This is a genomic window from Mumia sp. ZJ430 (assembly GCF_011751845.1).
Classification (GTDB): domain Bacteria; phylum Actinomycetota; class Actinomycetes; order Propionibacteriales; family Nocardioidaceae; genus Mumia.
The window spans coordinates 520330-537574 of sequence record NZ_JAAHFK010000004.1; the positions used below are offsets into that span (position 1 = coordinate 520330).

20 protein-coding genes are annotated in these 17245 nt (G+C 71.9%); 15 read left to right on the forward strand and 5 right to left on the reverse strand.

Annotated features, from left to right (window positions below):
- Positions 1-145: 145 nt before the first annotated feature.
- On the forward strand, positions 146-1309 hold the full coding sequence (locus HCT63_RS18715; RefSeq protein ID WP_167008443.1) for a Vms1/Ankzf1 family peptidyl-tRNA hydrolase: 1164 nt from the start codon (positions 146-148) through the stop codon (positions 1307-1309).
- Positions 1310-1319: 10 nt separating this feature from the next.
- Here the strand turns inward: HCT63_RS18715 and HCT63_RS18720 are convergent, their stop codons facing one another.
- The 3 genes from HCT63_RS18720 to HCT63_RS18730 are packed head-to-tail and all read right to left on the reverse strand — an operon-like array spanning position 1320 to position 3427.
- Positions 1320-2216, reverse strand: coding sequence for a hypothetical protein (locus HCT63_RS18720; protein WP_208322515.1), 897 nt, complete (start codon positions 2214-2216; stop codon positions 1320-1322).
- Between the two features lie 55 nt (positions 2217-2271).
- Positions 2272-2760: a Cys-tRNA(Pro) deacylase gene (gene ybaK / locus HCT63_RS18725; protein WP_167008446.1), complete on the reverse strand. Its 489-nt coding sequence runs from the start codon at positions 2758-2760 to the stop codon at positions 2272-2274.
- 4 nt (positions 2761-2764) lie between these two features.
- Complete coding sequence (locus HCT63_RS18730) at positions 2765-3427, reverse strand: LON peptidase substrate-binding domain-containing protein (RefSeq protein ID WP_167008449.1); 663 nt, start codon at positions 3425-3427, stop codon at positions 2765-2767.
- A gap of 91 nt (positions 3428-3518) precedes the next feature.
- Here HCT63_RS18730 and hisD point away from each other — a divergent pair, with 91 nt between their 5' ends.
- The 14 genes from hisD to HCT63_RS18800 all read left to right on the forward strand — a co-directional run bounded on the left by hisD (position 3519) and on the right by HCT63_RS18800 (position 16274).
- On the forward strand, positions 3519-4844 hold the full coding sequence (gene hisD / locus HCT63_RS18735) for a histidinol dehydrogenase (RefSeq protein ID WP_167008452.1): 1326 nt from the start codon (positions 3519-3521) through the stop codon (positions 4842-4844).
- Entirely contained in the window at positions 4841-5971 is a 1131-nt protein-coding gene (locus HCT63_RS18740) for a histidinol-phosphate transaminase (protein WP_167008455.1), read from the forward strand. Before hisD ends, HCT63_RS18740 begins: the two co-directional genes overlap by 4 nt.
- Positions 5968-6591, forward strand: a complete 624-nt coding sequence (hisB, locus tag HCT63_RS18745) for an imidazoleglycerol-phosphate dehydratase HisB (protein ID WP_167008458.1) — start codon at positions 5968-5970, stop codon at positions 6589-6591. Before HCT63_RS18740 ends, hisB begins: the two co-directional genes overlap by 4 nt.
- Positions 6592-7227, forward strand: a complete 636-nt coding sequence (gene hisH, locus HCT63_RS18750; protein ID WP_167008460.1) for an imidazole glycerol phosphate synthase subunit HisH — start codon at positions 6592-6594, stop codon at positions 7225-7227.
- 143 nt (positions 7228-7370) lie between these two features.
- Positions 7371-8621: a sulfite oxidase gene (locus HCT63_RS18755; protein WP_167008463.1), complete on the forward strand. Its 1251-nt coding sequence runs from the start codon at positions 7371-7373 to the stop codon at positions 8619-8621.
- A gap of 127 nt (positions 8622-8748) precedes the next feature.
- Complete coding sequence (priA, locus tag HCT63_RS18760) at positions 8749-9504, forward strand: bifunctional 1-(5-phosphoribosyl)-5-((5-phosphoribosylamino)methylideneamino)imidazole-4-carboxamide isomerase/phosphoribosylanthranilate isomerase PriA (protein WP_167008466.1); 756 nt, start codon at positions 8749-8751, stop codon at positions 9502-9504.
- Positions 9501-10262 (forward strand): imidazole glycerol phosphate synthase subunit HisF, encoded by a 762-nt coding sequence (gene hisF / locus HCT63_RS18765; RefSeq protein ID WP_167008469.1) that lies wholly within the window; start codon positions 9501-9503, stop codon positions 10260-10262. Before priA ends, hisF begins: the two co-directional genes overlap by 4 nt.
- Positions 10259-12106 (forward strand): ABC transporter ATP-binding protein, encoded by a 1848-nt coding sequence (locus tag HCT63_RS18770; RefSeq protein WP_167008472.1) that lies wholly within the window; start codon positions 10259-10261, stop codon positions 12104-12106. The genes hisF and HCT63_RS18770 overlap by 4 nt, the downstream gene beginning before the upstream one ends.
- Positions 12103-13986, forward strand: coding sequence for an ABC transporter ATP-binding protein (locus HCT63_RS18775; RefSeq protein ID WP_167008475.1), 1884 nt, complete (start codon positions 12103-12105; stop codon positions 13984-13986). Before HCT63_RS18770 ends, HCT63_RS18775 begins: the two co-directional genes overlap by 4 nt.
- Positions 13970-14338 carry a phosphoribosyl-AMP cyclohydrolase gene (gene hisI / locus HCT63_RS18780; RefSeq protein WP_167008478.1) on the forward strand — a complete coding sequence of 123 codons (369 nt, stop codon included), beginning with the start codon at positions 13970-13972 and terminating at the stop codon, positions 14336-14338. The genes HCT63_RS18775 and hisI overlap by 17 nt, the downstream gene beginning before the upstream one ends.
- Complete coding sequence (locus HCT63_RS18785) at positions 14335-14916, forward strand: Trp biosynthesis-associated membrane protein (RefSeq protein ID WP_167008481.1); 582 nt, start codon at positions 14335-14337, stop codon at positions 14914-14916. The genes hisI and HCT63_RS18785 overlap by 4 nt, the downstream gene beginning before the upstream one ends.
- 51 nt (positions 14917-14967) lie before the next feature.
- On the forward strand, positions 14968-15156 hold the full coding sequence (locus HCT63_RS18790) for an HGxxPAAW family protein (RefSeq protein WP_243843121.1): 189 nt from the start codon (positions 14968-14970) through the stop codon (positions 15154-15156).
- Positions 15157-15225: 69 nt separating this feature from the next.
- Entirely contained in the window at positions 15226-15846 is a 621-nt protein-coding gene (locus tag HCT63_RS18795; RefSeq protein ID WP_167008486.1) for an RDD family protein, read from the forward strand.
- The gene (locus HCT63_RS18800) at positions 15843-16274 is read left to right on the forward strand and encodes a DUF2752 domain-containing protein (protein ID WP_167008489.1); all 432 of its coding nucleotides are present in this window, start codon (positions 15843-15845) and stop codon (positions 16272-16274) included. Before HCT63_RS18795 ends, HCT63_RS18800 begins: the two co-directional genes overlap by 4 nt.
- A gap of 75 nt (positions 16275-16349) precedes the next feature.
- Here the strand turns inward: HCT63_RS18800 and HCT63_RS18805 are convergent, their stop codons facing one another.
- Complete coding sequence (locus HCT63_RS18805) at positions 16350-16757, reverse strand: DUF4190 domain-containing protein (protein ID WP_167008492.1); 408 nt, start codon at positions 16755-16757, stop codon at positions 16350-16352.
- A 70-nt stretch (positions 16758-16827) separates the two neighbouring features.
- Entirely contained in the window at positions 16828-17190 is a 363-nt protein-coding gene (locus HCT63_RS18810) for a DUF4190 domain-containing protein (protein ID WP_182397158.1), read from the reverse strand.
- Positions 17191-17245: the final 55 nt, after the last annotated feature.

A 17245-nucleotide genomic window follows, 5' to 3' on the forward strand; every position in this document is an offset into this window, starting at 1 on the left:
CGCCTATGCGTCGGCCTGCCTATCGCGGTTGTCGGCTTCGCCTGCCTGGGGCAGGGTGGAGGCAGGCCGGTGACCTCGTACGACGGCGGCCGCCTCGCGGCGTCGCCTCGGCAGGTCCCGGGAACCCACGCAGAGAGGGGCGCGGATGCACTTTCAGTGGCTGACCGAGCAGCTTCCTTCCGACGAGATGCTGGCGACGGTGGTGATGGATGCCAGCAGGGACACCGAGAGCGGAGACAGAACGGTCGCCGCGCGATGGTCGGAGCTTCGCCGGTCCCTGGACGGCCAGGGCATCACCAAGGAGATGGCCGCCGTCCTCGAGGAACAGGCGCTGCAGCCGACACGGGCCTCGGGCCCGCACGGGCGGCTGATCGTCGCGGGGGAGAGCGGCATCCTCATGGATCGCCTGCTGCTGTTCCCGCCTCGCAAGGACGAGGCGGTGCTCTCGATCGGCCCGGACGTGTTCGCGCTGGCCCGCGAGGCTGACGACACGGTCCGCTATCTGCTCGCGGAGATCGACCGTACGGGTGCCGACATCACGCTGTACGACTCGACGTCCGGCGCGGTCGGTGGCGAGCCTCACCGCGAGAGCGTCGACGGTGAGCACGACGTGCTCAACAAGATCCGGGGCGGCGGGCTGTCGCACAAGCGCATCGAGAGCAGGGTCGAGGACTCCTGGGACCGCAACGCCGAGACGGTCGCGGCAGATCTCGACCGGATCGTCCTCGAGCGTCGTCCCGACCTGGTCGTCGTGACCGGTGACGTACGCGCGGTGGCGCTGGTGCAGGGCGCGCTGGGCGCCGCGGCACGCGAGATGACCGAGCACGTCCAGGGAGGTGCCCGTCACAACGGCGTCAACGGTGCCTTCGAGACGCGCATCGACGAGGCGCTGGAGGAGTTCCGTGTCCGCAGGCGGTCGGTGGTGATCGACCGGTTCCGCCAGGAGCTGGGCCGCAACGCGATGGCCGTCACCGGCATCAACCGTGTGCTCGATGCCCTGCGCAAGGCCCAGGTCGAGGAGCTGCTGATCTCCGACGAGGCCGCGGGCCCGGTGAGCACGCTCGCCGACTCCAAGGTCTGGGTCGGCGACAAGCCGCTCGAGCTGTCGATGCACCGCGACGAGATCAGACAGCTGTCGTCCGGCGACGCACGGGCACGGCGGGCGGACCTGGCGCTCGGGACCGCCGCTGCGGTCCAGGATGCGGGGATCACGATCGTCTACCACGACGACGAGATCCTCACCGACGGTGTCGGCGCTCTCCTGCGGTGGGACCCGGCGAAGCCGTCAGGGGTCGTCGAGCCCGGCTGACGGCGCCGGCTCACCTGTCCGACGGCGCGACGGGCCTCTCGAAGATCTGCAGGAACCCGCCGATCACGAAGCCCGCCGCGCCGGCGAACGTCCCCCAGTTGACCAGGCCGAGGTAGAGCACGGCCTCGGTCGCCGGACGGGTGTACGCGGCGAGGCCGGCGAAGAAGAACAGGATCGACCCGACCTGGTTGACGGCGACCACCCACCAGCCAAGCTCGGCGCTCCTCACTCGCACGTGACCGTGCCCGATCTCCAGCTGGGCGAGGTGGCCGGACACCAGGAAGCACACGCAGCCGGCCATGTCCGGGAGCCACATCCACGTGTTGGTCTGTCGTACGGTCAGGTCTTCGGCGAACGCGGCGACCAGCGAGACGCCGAAGGCCAGCGTCCCGGCGAAGAGGACCACGGCACTCGCCCACCCGAGGTCGTGCGGCCGGGACCTCCACCAGCGCCACCGCGCCGATCGCAGGGTGCCGTGCTCGTCGATCTCGGTCGGTGCGTTCGTCGCCTGCAGGACCGAGACGTACCCGCCGAGGCTGAAGAAGACGCCTCCCACGAGATAGACGTCGTCCACCGTCCGCGCCGCGCCGATCCCCGCCTGCGCGAGGTAGGCCCCGAGGGCGAAGAGCGACCCGCCGAGCACGAACGACACGGCCGCGACCACGTTGAGTCGTCGCAGGCGCCGTACGGTCGTGGGCTCGGCCTCGACCGCCGAGGTGCCGCCCTCCGCGCCGTGCACCTGGATGCGTCCGCGGCGGCGCGCCGTACGAGACTCCCACTGTGCGGACGTCCCGTCGTGGCGTTCCCAGCGCAGACCTGTCGTGAACCCGCCGATCCCGTCGGCACGCTCGAGCACCCATCGGCCTGGCCGACGGATCGCGGCGCCCTCCTCAGACCGAACCGGCACGCGCGGACTCTAGCAACGCGCGGACGGCCGCGCCGCGCGATTGCGGGCGGGCCGCTCAGCGCCGCGCGACCGGGGCGAGCGTGGCGCGGGTGAGCGCGACGAGGTCGGCTGGGGCGAGGCCGATGTCGTACCCGCGCCTGCCACCGGAGACGTACACGAGGTCCCACTCCTCGGCGCTGGCGTCCACGACCGTGCGCAGGGCTCGCTTCTGACCGAGCGGCGCGATCCCGCCGACGACGTAGCCGGTCACCCGCTCGGCGAGCGCGGGATCGGCCATCGAGGCCTTCTTGGCGCCGACCGCCTTCGCGAGCGCCTTGAGGTCCAGCTGGGCGTCGACGGGGATGACACCGACAACGAGCGTCCCGTCGCAGTCGGCGAGGAGGGTCTTGAACACCTGAGCGGCGGGCACGCCGAGCGCCTCGGCGGCCTCGAGCCCGTACGAGACGGCGCGCGGGTCGTGGTCGTACGGGTGCGCCGTCCAGGCGACTCCCGCCTTCTCGAGCACACTGGTCGCCGGCGTGCCTGCGGACTGCTTCTTGGCCACGGGGTCAGTTGGGGGACCAGGACGTCCGTGCGACGTCGACGGCGGGGAGGCTGGGGACGGCACGCATCGCGGCAATCTCGGTCACCATCAGGTGGTGGTAGTAGCGCAGCCGTTCGGCGGCGTCGTCGGCCTCCAGCAGCTCCTGCCGGTCGGGCAGTGTGAGGACGGCGCTGGAGGCGAGCAGGTATGACAGGTCGACCGGGTCGCCCGGCAGCTCCTCGACCTGGGCGTCCAGCCGGAAGCGGTTGAGCTCGATCCGGTAGGCGTCGAACACGGCGTGCGCACGGTCGGCGGCGACGGTGACGTCCTCCCCGACCGGCTCGTCCAGATCCTCGACGTGCCCCCACATGAAGCTCTCGCCGGTCACGCCCGCGTCGAGGCGGATCCGCCCGATCGCGTCCACCGTGAGGTCGTACCGGCCGTCGTCGTAGCCGGTCACGTCGGTGAGGGCGACCTCGACGCCGACCCGGTGGATCGACTGGACGCCGCTCTCGCCGACTTCGTACCCCTCGCGGATCGAGACGATGCCGAACCGGCGCTCGGCCTCGGGGAGGGTCAGGAGGTAGGCGACGAGCTCGCGGTAGCGGTCCTCGAAGACGTGCAGCGACAGCGTCTGTCCGGGGAGGACGACGCTCCCGAGCGGGAACAGCGGGATCGAGCGGGCCACGTCGCCAGCCTAACCACGCGAGGGAGTCAGGATCGGCATGTTCGCCATGCGGCGGTGGGTGTCGCCCATCCGGCCTCCGTAGACTTGACCCATGATCCGTCGCACCGACCTGCGGGACACTCCTGCCGGGACGACCGCCGCGCAATACCGTGCGGTGCTCCCGCGCGCGCCGTTCGACGTCGAGGCGGCCGTCGCGGTCGTCCGGCCCATCGTCGAGGACGTGCGACACCGGGGCGTCGAGGCGGTCCTGGACGCGACGGAGCGGTTCGACCACGTGCGCCGCGAGACCCTCGCCGTCGACCCGGCCGACATCCGGATGGCCCTCGAGACGCTCGCGCCGGACGTGCGCGAGGCATTGGAGGAGTCGATCGTCCGGCTGCGTACGACGTGCGAGGCCGAGCTCGAGCACGACGTGGTCACCGCGGTCGCGCCCGGGGCGCGGGTGGAGCGCCGGATCGTCCCGGTCGGGCGTGTCGGTCTCTACGTGCCGGGCGGTCTCGCCCCGCTCGTCTCCAGCGTCCTCATGAACGTCGTCCCCGCCCAGGTGGCGGGTGTGTCCTCGCTGGCGCTCGCGACGCCGCCGCAGCAGGAGTTCGGGGGCGCTCCGCACCCGACCGTCCTCGCGGCGTGCGCGCTGCTCGGCGTCGACGAGGTGTACGCGGTCGGCGGTGCGCAGGCGATCGCGATGTTCGCGTACGGGGCCGCTCCGTGCGAGCCGGTCGACCTGGTGACGGGACCGGGCAACATCTACGTGGTCGCCGCCAAGCGACTGGTGCAGAGCGTCACCGGCATCGACTCCGAGGCCGGTCCGACCGAGATCGCGATCCTCGCCGACGACACCGCAGTGCCGTCGTTCGTCGCAGCAGACCTCATCAGCCAGGCCGAGCACGACCCGCTCGCGGCCGCGGTGCTGGTCACGCCGAGCGTCGCGCTCGCCGACGCCGTCGATGCGGAGCTCGCGCGCCAGGTGCCGGCTGCTAAGCACGCGGAGCGCATCGAGACCGCGCTCACCTCGCCGCAGTCCGCGACCGTGCTGGTCCGCGATGTCGCGCAGGGCCTCGACGTCGTCAACGCCTATGCCGCCGAGCACCTCGAGATCCAGACGGCCGATGCCGCCGCGGTGGCGTCGCGCGTGGAGAACGCGGGCGCGGTCTTCGTCGGGAGCTGGTCGCCGGTCTCGCTGGGCGACTACGCCGCCGGCTCGAACCACGTGCTTCCCACCGCCGGGTGCGCCTGCCACTCGTCGGGCCTGTCGGTCCGGTCGTTCTGCAAGAGCATGCAGGTCGTCTCGTACGACGAGGGCGCGCTGCGCGACATCGGTCCCAAGGTCGTGGTGCTCGCTCAGGCCGAGGACCTCCCGTCGCACGGCGAGGCCGTGACGGTGCGCCTCGACGCCCCTGAGGGGAGCGCGTCGTGACCCTCCCCGAGTGGGTGCCGATCCGTGACGACCTGCGCCCGTATGAGCCGTACGGCGCGCCGCAGCTCGACGTGCCGGTGCAGCTGAACGTCAACGAGAACCCGTACGGCCCGTCCAAGGCGACCGCCGACGACATCGCGGAGTCGCTGCGCGTGGCCGCGACCGAGCTCAACCGCTATCCCGACCGCGAGGCGTGGGCGCTGCGCGAGGCGCTCGCCGGCTACCTCGGGCACGGCCTGCGTGCGGGCTCGGTCTGGGCCGCCAACGGGTCCAACGAGATCATGCAGCAGATCCTGCAGGCCTTCGGCGGCCCCGGACGCACGGCGGCGTCGTTCACGCCGACGTACTCGATGTATCCCGAGTACGCCCGCAACACGCACACGCGCTGGCTTGCCGGGCGCCGCGCCGACGACTTCACCTTCGACGTCGACGCCGCGCTCGCGCTGATCGCCGAGGAGCAGCCGGACGTGGTGCTGCTCGCCTCGCCCAACAACCCGACGGGCGAGTCGCTGACGCGCGACGCGGTGCGCGCGGTGTGCGACGCCGCGCCGGGGATCGTCGTGCTCGACGAGGCGTATGCGGAGTTCCGCCGTCCGGGGACGCCGACCGCCCTGTCGGTGCTCGGCGACTACCCGCGACTGGTCGTGACGCGCACCATGAGCAAGGCGTTCGCGTTCGCCGGAGGCCGGCTGGGCTACCTCGCCGCCGATCCCGCGATCGTCGACGCGCTGCGCATCGTGCGACTTCCGTACCACCTCTCGACCGTCACGCAGACCGTCGCCCTCGCGGCGCTGCGGCATGCCGACGAGATGCTCGCGCGCGTCGCGGACCTGCGGACGACTCGCGACGAGACGGCAGCCTGGCTGCGCGAGCGGGGGCACGACGTCGTCGACTCCGACGCCAACTTCGTGCTGTTCGGGACGTTCGCCGACCGGCACGCCGTGTGGCAGGGTCTTCTCGACAGCGGGGTGCTGATCCGCGAGACCGGGCCCGACGGCTGGCTTCGCGTCAGCATCGGCACGCCCGAAGAGATGGCGGCGTTCCGCGAGGCGCTGAGCGGCGTGGTCGCGACCGACGGGGTCTCGACAGGCTCGACCGACGGACGTACCGACCAGGAGGACGCATGACCACGACGATCGAGACCACCGGTCCCCGTCGCGCCCGTGTCGAGCGCAAGACGTCGGAGTCCCACGTCGTCGTCGAGGTCGACCTCGACGGCACCGGCGCGCACGACATCGCGACCGGGGTCGGCTTCTACGACCACATGCTGACGGCGCTCTCGCGGCACTCGCTGATCGACCTCACGGTGCGCTCCGAGGGCGACCTCCACATCGACGCGCACCACACCGTCGAGGACACGGCCATCTGCATCGGCGAGGCGATCAAGGCCGCGCTGGGCGACAAGGCGGGCATCCGCCGGTACGGTGACGCGCTCGTTCCGCTCGACGAGGCGCTCGCGCAGGCGGTCGTCGACGTCTCGGGCCGCCCGTATTTCGTGCACACCGGTGAGCCGGAGTCGCAGGTCACGGTCGTGATCGGCGGCCAGTACAGCGGCTCGCTGACGCAGCACGTCCTCGAGTCGCTCGCGCACCACGCGGGGCTGACGATGCACGTCCGCCTGGTAGCGGGACGCGACCCGCACCACATCGCCGAGGCGCAGTACAAGGCGGTGGCGCGTGCGCTGCGTCAGGCCGTCGAGCGTGACCCTCGCGAGACCGGGGTGCCCAGCACCAAGGGCGCGCTCTAGATGGCACCGAACGTCGTCGTGCTCGACTACGGGTCGGGCAACCTGCGGTCTGCCGTGCGCGCGTTCGAACGTGCCGGGGCGGAGGTCACGCTGACGTCGGACTTCGATACGGCGCTCGAGGCCGACGGGCTCGTCGTCCCCGGTGTCGGCGCGTACGCGGCGTGCATGCAGGGTCTGCGTGCGGTCCGTGGTGAGCGCCTCATCGGGCGCAGGCTCGCGGGCGGTCGGCCCGTGATCGGTATCTGCGTCGGCATGCAGATCCTCTTCGGCACCGGAATCGAGCACGGCGTCACGACCGAGGGGTGCGACGAGTGGCCGGGCACGGTCGAGCGGATCGAGGCCGACATCGTGCCGCACATGGGCTGGAACACCGTGGAGGTCCCCGCAGGCTCGGTGCTCTTCGACGGTGTCGAGGACGAGCGGTTCTACTTCGTGCACTCGTACGGTGTGCGCCGCTGGGAGCTCGACGAGCCCAACCCGGCGATGCCGGCGCGGGTGACCTGGACCTCGTACGGTGGCGACCGCTTCGTTGCGGCGGTGGAGAACGGTCCGCTGTCGGCGACGCAGTTCCACCCGGAGAAGTCCGGCGACGCGGGCGCCGCGCTGCTGCGCAACTGGGTCACCTCCCTCTCCTAACGCCCGCGGGTCTGTCTCTGCCCGGGCCGGGTCGCTGCCTGCGCACGCCGGGTCGCCTTCTGGCGGCGCCGGGTCACCGTGGCTTCCGATCCGCGTGCGCGAAACCCTGCCCCGGGCGCCCTCGCGTCCCTAGCCTCGCGGGCATGTCGCCCGATCCTGCGCCTTCGCCCTCCCTCGCCCGCCGCGACGTTCTCCGGCTCGGCGGCGGGACAGCCGCCGCGCTCGTCGCCGCCCGTACGTTGGGCAGCGGTGCCGCCGCCGCAACGCCGTCGCCGTTGACCTCTCCCTTCACGCCGGCGGTGGCGGGCCCGATCCTCAAGCCGCTCCCGCCCGAGTGGTTTGTCACCTACGGGACCAACGCCGAGATGCGATGGGACTCTGTCGATCCTCGCCGCTACCTGACGGCGACCGAGCGATTGTTCGTCCGCAACCACACGACCACGCCGACGATCGATCCGGCGTCATACACGCTGCGCATCTTCGGTGACGGCCTCGCTGATGCCCGGACGCCCGAGCGCGCGCACGTCCTCTCGTACGACGACCTTCTGCGGCTGCCGTCTCGTACGGTCACGAGCCTGCTGGAGTGCACGGGCAACGGGCGCAGCTTCTTCGCGAGCCAGCAGGGCACCCCCGCGAGCGGGACTGCGTGGCAGCTCGGCGCCGTCGGCACGGTCCGCTGGACCGGCGTCCCGCTCGCGACCGTGCTGCGGCGGCTCGGAGTGCGGCCTGACGCCGTGGACGTCCAGGCGGCCGGGCTTGATGCGCCGTTCGTGAGCGGGGGAGTCGACTACGGCCGTGTCCGGCGCCCGTTCCCTGTCTCGAAGGCGCTCGACGACGCCCTGCTCGTATACGCGATGAACGGACGCCCGCTGCTGCCCGACCACGGCTTCCCCGTACGGCTCCTGCTGCCGGGATGGGTCGGGATCGCCAACATCAAGTGGCTCGGCGAGCTTGAGGTCTCGCGGGCGGCGCTGACGTCGCCATGGAACACGAAGTGGTATCGGATGACGGGCGGTGACTACCCGGTCGACTCGCCCGCCTTGACCGTCCTGCCGGTGAAGTCGGCGTTCGAGCTGGCTCGTGACGCCGTCCTCCCCGTGGGCCGCCGTACCGTCCTCACCGGCCGCGCATGGTCGGGAGCCGCGCCCGTCGCGCGCGTCGAGGTGAGCACGGACGGGGGAGAGTCGTGGGACAACGCGCAGCTGACGCGGCGCGGGCACGGCGGCGGGTGGGCGCAGTGGGCGTACCCATGGCGTCCCCGGACCTCCGGCCAACACGTCCTGCTGGCCCGCGCCACCGACCGCGCCGGCCGTACGCAGCCCGAGACCGTGCCGTACAACGACAACGGCTACCTGTTCTCGGCGGTCGTCCGGCACCCGGTGTCCGTGGCGTAGTGACCCGGGGGCGCCCGGGAGTGACCCGGGGGCGCTCGGCAGTGACCCGGGGGCGCCCGGGAGTGACCCGGGGTCCGAGGTGCGGGCAGGGCCGGGCGTGTCCTAGGCCGTGGGTACGATCGAGGACGTGACCACGCTCGAGCTCCTCCCCGCCGTCGACGTCATTGAAGGACAGGCCGTCCAGCTCGTCCAGGGGGTGGCCGGCTCTGAGAAAACGTTCGGCGACGCTGTCTCGGCGGCGCTGCGCTGGCAGGACGGCGGCTCGGAGTGGCTGCATCTGGTCGACCTCGACGCCGCCTTCGGGCGCGGCTCCAACGCCGAGCTCCTCGCGCAGATCGTGGCCGCCGTCGACATGAAGGTCGAGATGTCCGGCGGCATCCGCGACGACGCCTCGCTCGACCGGGCGATGGCGACGGGCTGTCGTCGCGTCAACATCGGCACGGCCGCGCTCGAGAACCCGGACTGGTGCGCCAAGGCGATCGCCACGTACGGCGACCGGGTGGCGGTCGGCCTCGACGTCCGCGGCCGTACGCTCGCCGCGCGCGGCTGGACCCGCGAGGGTGGTGACCTGTACGAGGTGCTGGCCCGTCTCGACGCCGAGGGCTGTGCGCGCTACGTCGTCACGGACGTCAACAAGGACGGCATGCTCCAGGGCCCCAACCTCCAGCTCCTCCGCGACGTGTGCGCGGCGACAGACCGACCTGTGGTCGCCTCGGGCGGCGTGACCACGCTCGACGACCTGCGGGCGATCGCCGGCCTCGTCGACGAGGGCGTCGAGGGCGCGATCATCGGCACCGCTCTGTACGCCGGCAACTTCACGCTCCCCGACGCCCTCGCGGCGGTCGCGCAGATCGGCGAGGGCACCGAGGGCGCAGCCTCGTGAGCCTGGCCGTCCGCGTCATCCCGTGCCTCGACGTCGACGCCGGGCGCGTCGTCAAGGGTGTCAACTTCGTCGACCTGCGTGACGCGGGGGACCCCGTCGAGATGGCACGTGTGTACGACGCCGAGGGTGCCGACGAGCTGACCTTCCTCGACATCACCGCCTCCTCCGACGCGCGCGCGACCACGTTCGACGTCGTCGCGCAGACGGCCGAGGAGGTGTTCATCCCGCTCACGGTCGGCGGCGGCATCCGTACCGTCGACGACGTCGACCGCCTCCTGCGCGCCGGCGCCGACAAGATCGGCGTCAACACGGCGGCCCTCCAGCGGCCCGAGCTCATCGCCGAGATCGCGGCGCGCTTCGGCAACCAGGTGCTCGTCCTGTCCGTCGACGCCCGCCGCGCCGCGGACCAGCCCTCCGGCTTCGAGGTCACCACCCACGGCGGCCGTACGTCGGCTGGGCGTGACGCGATCGCCTGGGTCCGGACGGCCACGGAGCTCGGCATCGGCGAGGTGCTGCTCAACTCGATGGACGCCGACGGGACGCGCGACGGATTCGACCTCGAGATGATCAGCGCCGCGCGCGCCGTCACCCACGTCCCGCTCATCGCCAGCGGGGGAGCAGGCACACCCGCGCACTTCTGCGAGGCGGTCGATGCCGGTGCTGACGCGCTGCTCGCGGCGAGCGTCTTCCACTTCGGCGTCCTCACCATCGGTCAGGTCAAGGACGCACTGCGCGCCGCCGGGCACGTCGTACGGTGAGGTCTCGACAGAGCTCGACCAGCGGCGAGGGCCGCTCGACCAGCGGAGAGGGCCGCTCGACCAGCGGTGTCCGTCCGGCGCGCAGCGTCACCCGCCGCGGCTTCGGCATCATCGGTGTCGGCGTCGCCGAGGAGAAGCGCCGCTTCACCCTCGCCGTCATCGGCTCCTTGGTCTACGGCGCGATGACCGTCGCCGACGCGTGGGTCCTCGGGTGGGCCACCGACCACGTCGTGACCCCGTCGTTCCGCGACGGCGAGATCGTCACCGGCGCGGCGGTGATCGCGTCGCTGCTGTTCCTCTCGGTCGCGCTGCTGCGGGCCTGGGGCGTGATCATGCGCCGGCTGATCGGCGGCATCGTCTACTACCGGCTCATGGCCTCGTACCGGCGCCGCGTCACGCGCCGCTACCTCGCGCTCCCGATGTCGTGGCACTCGCGCCACCCGACCGGCCAGCTCCTCTCCAACGCCAACGCCGACGTCGAGGCGACCTGGGGCGTGATGATGCCCCTGCCGATGGCGGTCGGCGTGATCGCGATGCTGGTCACCGCGGTCGTCGTGATGCTCACCGCCGACGTGGTCCTGACGTTGGTCGGGCTGGTGGTGTTCCCGGCGCTGTTCGCGATCAACGTCGGCTACCAGCGCCTGCTCTCGCCGCGCGTCACCCGAGCCCAGGAGCTGCGCGGGCACGTCAGCGCCGTCGCTCACGAGTCGTTCGACGGCGCGCTCGTCGTCAAGACCCTCGGCCGTGAGGCGGAGGAGACCGCACGCTTCGCCGCCACGGCCGAGGAGCTGCGCGACGCGAACGTGGCGGCCGGGCGGATCCGCTCGATCTTCGATCCCGTGATCGAGATGCTGCCCAACCTCGGGGTGCTCCTCGTCGTCGTCCTCGGGGTCGAGCGCGTCCTCGCCGGCGACATCGAGGCCGGTGCGGTCGTCCAGGTGGCCTACCTCTTCACGGTCGTCGGGTGGCCTGTCCGCGCGTTCGGCTGGGTGCTGGGCGAGCTGCCTCGTACGGTCGTCGGCTGGGAGCGAGTCCAGGCCGTGCTGCGCGCCACCGGTGACATGCCGTACGGCCAAGCCGCGCTGGCCGGAGACGGCCCGCTGCGGGTGGAGGTCAAGGACGTGTCGTACGGGTACGAGGCGCGCCGCCCCGTCCTCGACAACCTCGATCTCACCCTCGAGCCGGGCACCGTGACCGCGATCGTGGGGCTCACCGGCTCCGGCAAGAGCACGCTCGCCTCGCTCCTCGACCGGTTGGTCGACCCGAACGACGGCCGGATCCTCCTCGACGGCACCGACATCGCCTCCCTGTCGCACGAGGCGCTCGCCGAGGCCGTCGCCCTCGTGCCGCAGCACACGTTCATCTTCGACGACACCGTCCGCGACAACATCACGCTCGGCGCGGACGTCGACGACGCACGGGTCCGCGAGGTGCTCGCCCTCACCCAGGCGGCCGAGTTCGTCGACGCGCTGCCCGACAGTGTCGACACCCGGCTGGGGGAGCGGGGCACGACGCTGTCCGGCGGCCAGCGGCAGCGCCTGGCGCTCGCGCGGGCGCTCGTCCGTGACCCTCGGCTGCTCCTCCTCGACGACGCGACGAGCGCGCTCGACCCCGACGTCGAGCAGCGCATCCTGTCTGCGCTGGCGCGCTCGACGGCGTCGGGCAGCGGGCCGACGGTCTTCGTCGTCGCGTACCGCAAGGCGACCATCGCGCTCGCCGACGAGGTCCTGTTCCTGCGGGGCGGCCGCGTCGTCGACCGCGGGACGCACGCCGAGCTCGTCGCGCGCTCGCCCGAGTACGCCGACATCGTCCAGGCGTACGACACGACCCGGGAGGCACCATGAGCACCCGGGTGACCACGACCAGCAGCGCCGTGGGCGGAGCCGAGACCCCGCGCGTGCGTGGCCTCGGCGTGCTCCGTCGTGGCTTCGCGCTGACGCCTTCCCTCGCCACGGGGCTCCCTCTGACCTTGCTGCTCGCGGCGCTGAGCACGGTCGGCGGCGCCGTCGTCCCGGTCGTCGTCCAGGTCGCGATCGACCGTGGGCTCGCCGTCGAAGGCGGACCCGACGAGGGCCTGGTGGTGCGCTGGAGCATGGTGGCCGCCGGCATCGTGCTGCTCACCGCGGTGTGCGCGTGGGCGATGAAGATCCGCCTGTTCGTCGCCAGCGAGCGCGGCCTGACCGACCTGCGCGTCAAGGCGTTCCGCCACGTCCACGACCTCTCCGTGCTCACCCAGGACCGCGAGCGCCGTGGCGCCCTCGTGTCGCGGGTGACCTCCGACATCGACCAGGTCTCGCTGTTCCTCCAGTTCAACGGGATCATGATCGTCACCAGTCTCGGTCAGGTGGCGGTCGCGACCGTCATCATGGCGTTCTACAGCTGGCAGCTGACGATCGTGGTGTGGATCTGCTTCGTCCCGCTCGTCGTCACGCTCGTGGCGCTTCAGGGCCGGATGGCACGGGCGTACGACCATGCCCGCGCGACCGTCGGCACGATGCTGGCGGTCATCGCCGAGCCCGTGGTGGGTGCCTCGGTGGTTCGTGCGTACGGGGTGGAGCGCCGCACGCAGCGCCGGATCGACGAGGCGATCGACGTCAACCTGCGAGCCAACATCCGCGCCCAGCGTCTCGTCGCGGGGACCTTCGCCTCTGCGGGCGTCGCGGGCGGTCTGGCCAACGCGGCCGTGATCGTCGTCGGCGTCATGCTCGGAGTCGCCGGCGACCTCACGCTCGGCGGGGTCATCGCGTTCGCGTTCCTCGTGTCGCTGTTCGTCGGCCCCGTGCAGACGGCGACCCAGGTGATCACCGAGGCCCAGAACGCGATCTCCTCGTGGCGGCGGGTGATCGAGATCCTCGACACCCCGGCTGACGTGCGCGACCCCGGCGAGGGTGTCGCGCTGCCGGCTGGAGCGCTCGAGATCGGGTTCGACCACGTCCGCTTCGCCTATCCCGGTGGGCCGGACGTGCTCCACGACGTCGACGTCACGATCCCGGCGCGTCAGCGCGTCGCCGTCGTCGGCGAGACCGGCTCGGGCAAGAGCACCTTCGCCAAGCTCCTGACCCGCCTGTCCGACCCGACGGCGGGCACGGTCACGCTGGACGACGTCGACCTGCGGACGATCGGCTTCGCCACGCTGCGCTCACGTGTCGTGATGGTGCCCCAGGAGGGCTTCCTGTTCGACGCGACGCTCGCCGAGAACCTGCGCTACGGCGATCTCGACGCCTCGCGAGAGCGGATGCGCCACGCCTTCACCGAGCTCGGCATCGACGACTGGTTCGCGTCGCTGCCCGACGGGCTCGACACCGAGGTCGGACAGCGAGGCGAGTCGCTGTCGGCGGGGGAGCGGCAGCTCGTCGCGCTCGTACGCGCCTACCTCGCCGACCCCGACCTGCTGGTCCTGGACGAGGCCACGAGCGCCGTCGACCCCCAGACCGAGATGCGGGCCTCGCGGGCGCTGGAGCGGCTCCTCGCCGGTCGTACCTCCGTCGTCGTCGCCCACCGGCTCTCCACGGCCGAGGCCGCCGACCGCGTTCTGGTCTTCGACGCGGGCATCCTCGTCGAGGACGGGCCGCACGCCGCGCTCGTGGCGCAGGACGGCGTCTACGCCCGGCTGCACGCCTCCTGGGTCGCGCAGGCCCACCTCGGCATCGAGGCCGCGCCTTCCGGCGAGGGCATCGACGACGCCGAGCCTGGAACGGCCTGGGAGAATGGGACGCGTGACTGACTCCGCTCGCCTCGACCCCGCGATCGCCGCACGGCTCAAGCGCGACGAGCACGGCCTCGTGCCTGCCGTCGTCCAGGAGGTCGACACGCACCAGGTGCTGATGGTGGGCTGGATGGACGACGAGGCCCTCCGCCGGACGCTGACGACGGGCCGTTCGACGTTCTGGAGCCGTAGCCGCCACGAGTACTGGGTGAAGGGCGCGACCTCCGGCCACGTCCAGCACGTCCGCGAGGTCCGCCTCGACTGCGATGGCGACACCCTTCTGGTCACGGTCTCGCAGACCGGTCCGGCGTGCCATACCGGTGCCACGACCTGCTTCGACGACGACGTGCTCCTGGAGGCGCCGGCGTGAGCGCTCGCGGCTACGGTTCGACCGTCCTTCTCGGCGTCGTGGGCGGTGCTGCCGCGTTCTTCACGGCCTCGCAGCCGTGGTCGCGCGTCACCGTCGAGACCGAGGGCCTGGCGCGCGACGTGGTGAGCGTCAACGGCAACGAGGCGCTCCCGGTCGTCGGCGGGCTCGCCCTGGTGGCACTCGCCGGCATCGTCGCGGTGCTGGCGTCGCGCGGCCGGGTCCGTACGGCCGTCGGCGTCGTCGTGACGCTCGCCTCGCTGGCGCCCGCGGTCGCGGTAGCGCTCGGCGGCGACGCCGTCCACGACGCGCTCGTCACCTCGCTGGCCGAGTCGCCCGCGATGGCCGGAGACGCCGCGCTGCAGAGTCGCCTCGCCGACGAGGCGTCGACGACCGCCTGGCGGTGGGCATGTCTCGTGTCGTTGCTGGTCAGCGCGGCGGCGGGTGCGGCGGTCGTGCGCTGGGGCCGCGCGTGGCCGTCGATGGGGAGCCGCTACGAGTCTGTCGGCCAGCAGCGGGCCGAGACCGTCGACGACGACCCGTGGAAGGCACTCGACCGTGGCGAGGACCCGACAGTCTAGGCTTGGGCACTATCCCCGAGCGCCAGTCGCCCCAGAGAGGTTTTGAGAACGATGCATGGTTCTTCCCCCGCAGCCTGGACCGCGGTCGTCATCTGCCTGATCGGATTCACGGTCGGCGGAGTGGCGCTGCTGATGGGGCCGAACTGGGTGCTCTTCTGGGTCGGCGTCGCCCTGACCCTCGGCTCCGCAGTCGTCGCCAAGGTGATGTCCGCGGCGGGTCTGGGCGTCAAGGCGCACTGATCTACGGGACACTGCTCCCCTAGACCGCACGCCGACGTCTGCGACACCGGCGACGAAGGGAGAGTCCTCGTGTCCTCCGACCAGCCTCCGTACCCCCAACAGCCCCCGCAGGGTCCCTACGGGCCGCCGCCGCAGGGGCCGTACGGCCAACAGCCGCCGCAGTTCGGCCAGTACGGGGGCGGCGGTTACGCCCCGGTCCCGGAGTACGTGCCGCCGTCGCCGTACGCGAGCTGGTGGGCACGCGTCGCCGCCGTCCTCATCGACGGCCTGATCGCCTCGCTGTTGACCGTGGTGCCTGTCATCGTCGGCGTGATCGTCCTCGCAGGGGCGACGGAGACCACGAACACCTCGCTCGACGAGACGAGGAGCGAGATCACCAATGGCGGCCAGTTCGCCCTCGGGCTCGGTCTCATCCTGCTCGGCGTGCTGATCGGCCTCGTCTTCCAGATCTGGAACCAAGGTATCCGTCAGGGGCAGGGCGGTCAGAGCCTCGGCAAGCAGCTGCTCGGCATCAAGGTGATCGAGATGCGCACGGGGGAGCCGCAGGGCGCGGCCAAGGGCGTGCTCCGCTACGTCCTGTACGCCGTCCTCGCGAACGCGTGCTTCCTCGACGTACTGTGGCCGTTGTGGGACGCCAAGAAGCAGACGTGGCACGACATGATCGTGTCGTCCGTCGTCGTGAAGGCGTGACCACGACCGCGACCGCAGCCCGCCCCGTCTCGCGGTGGCAGGCGTTGCGGACGCCGCTGCTCGTCGGGGGCGGCGGCCTCGCGGCGGCCGCGCTGCTGCACTTCCGTGACCCGAACGTCTCCGGGAGCTACGGCTACTGCCCGTTCGCGCTGCTCACCGGGCTCGATTGCCCAGGGTGCGGCGGACTGCGTGCCGCGCACGCGCTGACGGACCTCGACATCGCCACAGCCGCGTCGAGCAACATCCTCGCGGTGGCACTCGCTGTCGCGCTCGTAGTGGCCTGGGTGGCGTGGCTCCCTCGGCGGTTGCGAGACCCGCGGGCGCGGATGATCGTCCTGACGTCGCGCGTCGGGGTCGCCGTGCTCGGCGTCGCACTCGTGTTCACGCTCCTGCGCAACACCCCGTGGGGCGCCTGGTTCGCGTCCTAGCAGCAGCGACCGGCCCGCAGACGTGACGAGGCGCCACCCCGGACAGCGGGTGGCGCCTCGCCGTGCCGGTACGGCTCAGTACGTGCCGGACTCGGCGTCGATCGCTCCGGTCGCGAAGAGGCCGACGTAGAGGAGGACGCCAAGGACGGTCAGCACGATCGAGACGATGCCGAGGATGAACCCCGCCTTGGCCATGCCGGTGCCGGTGAGGCGACCCTGCGAGGCCTCGATCTCTGCCTTCGCCTGGTTGCCGAGGATGATGCCGGCGATGCCGATCACACCGCAGCACAGCAGGCCGAGGAGGCCGGTGACGAGCGCCCAGATCGCCTTGTTGGAGGTCTGCGGCGGCACGCCGTACGGGTCACCTCCCGGGGGCGGGTTGTAGCCCGGGGGAGGTCCGCCGTACCCACCGCCCGGGGGCGGGTTGTAGCTCGGGGGCTCGTTGCCCGGGGGCGTCGGGCCGCCCGGAGGGGGATAGCTCATGGTGCTCCTTCGTCAGGGCTCGGAGTGCGCCATTGTGCCGTAGCGGTCGGTGGGGGAGAGAAAGCCCCCGTCAGGCGCTCAGCAGGGCCAGCGGCAGGAAGAAGGTCCCGAGCGTGAAGAGCAGGTAGAGCGCGGAGATCGTGGTGACGACGATTCCCACGATGAAGCCCGCCTGCGCCAGGCCTGCGCCGTCCAGCTGCCCGTACGACTCGGCGATCTCGCGTTTGGCTTGCGCGCCGAGGACGATGCCGGCGATCCCGACGGGGAAGCAGCACAGGACGACGCCGATCAGGCTGCACACGAACGCCCAGACGGCCTTCTGCGAGGTGGGGCGAGGAGGATGCCATCCCGGGGGTGGGGGCGGGGCGCCGTACCCGCCAGGTGGGGGCGGCGTGCCGTACCCGTACGGGCCGGGCGGCGGGGGAGCGCTCACAGATGTCCTCTCGTCCGAGCGCCGCACGGTAGCGCGGCGTCGCAGCGTGCATTCT

Bases quoted from the DNA above. Each gene is read 5' to 3' on its own strand.
- HCT63_RS18805 (WP_167008492.1), bottom strand. From the start codon at position 16,757: ATGAGCTATCCCCCTCCGGGCGGCCCGACGCCCCCGGGCAACGAGCCC.
- HCT63_RS18775 (WP_167008475.1), top strand. From the start codon at position 12,103: ATGAGCACCCGGGTGACCACGACCAGCAGCGCCGTGGGCGGAGCCGAG.
- hisI (WP_167008478.1), top strand. From the start codon at position 13,970: ATGGGACGCGTGACTGACTCCGCTCGCCTCGACCCCGCGATCGCCGCA.
- hisD (WP_167008452.1), top strand. From the start codon at position 3,519: ATGATCCGTCGCACCGACCTGCGGGACACTCCTGCCGGGACGACCGCC.
- HCT63_RS18790 (WP_243843121.1), top strand. From the start codon at position 14,968: ATGCATGGTTCTTCCCCCGCAGCCTGGACCGCGGTCGTCATCTGCCTG.
- HCT63_RS18755 (WP_167008463.1), top strand. From the start codon at position 7,371: ATGTCGCCCGATCCTGCGCCTTCGCCCTCCCTCGCCCGCCGCGACGTT.
- hisB (WP_167008458.1), top strand. From the start codon at position 5,968: ATGACCACGACGATCGAGACCACCGGTCCCCGTCGCGCCCGTGTCGAG.
- HCT63_RS18715 (WP_167008443.1), top strand. From the start codon at position 146: ATGCACTTTCAGTGGCTGACCGAGCAGCTTCCTTCCGACGAGATGCTG.
- hisH (WP_167008460.1), top strand. From the start codon at position 6,592: ATGGCACCGAACGTCGTCGTGCTCGACTACGGGTCGGGCAACCTGCGG.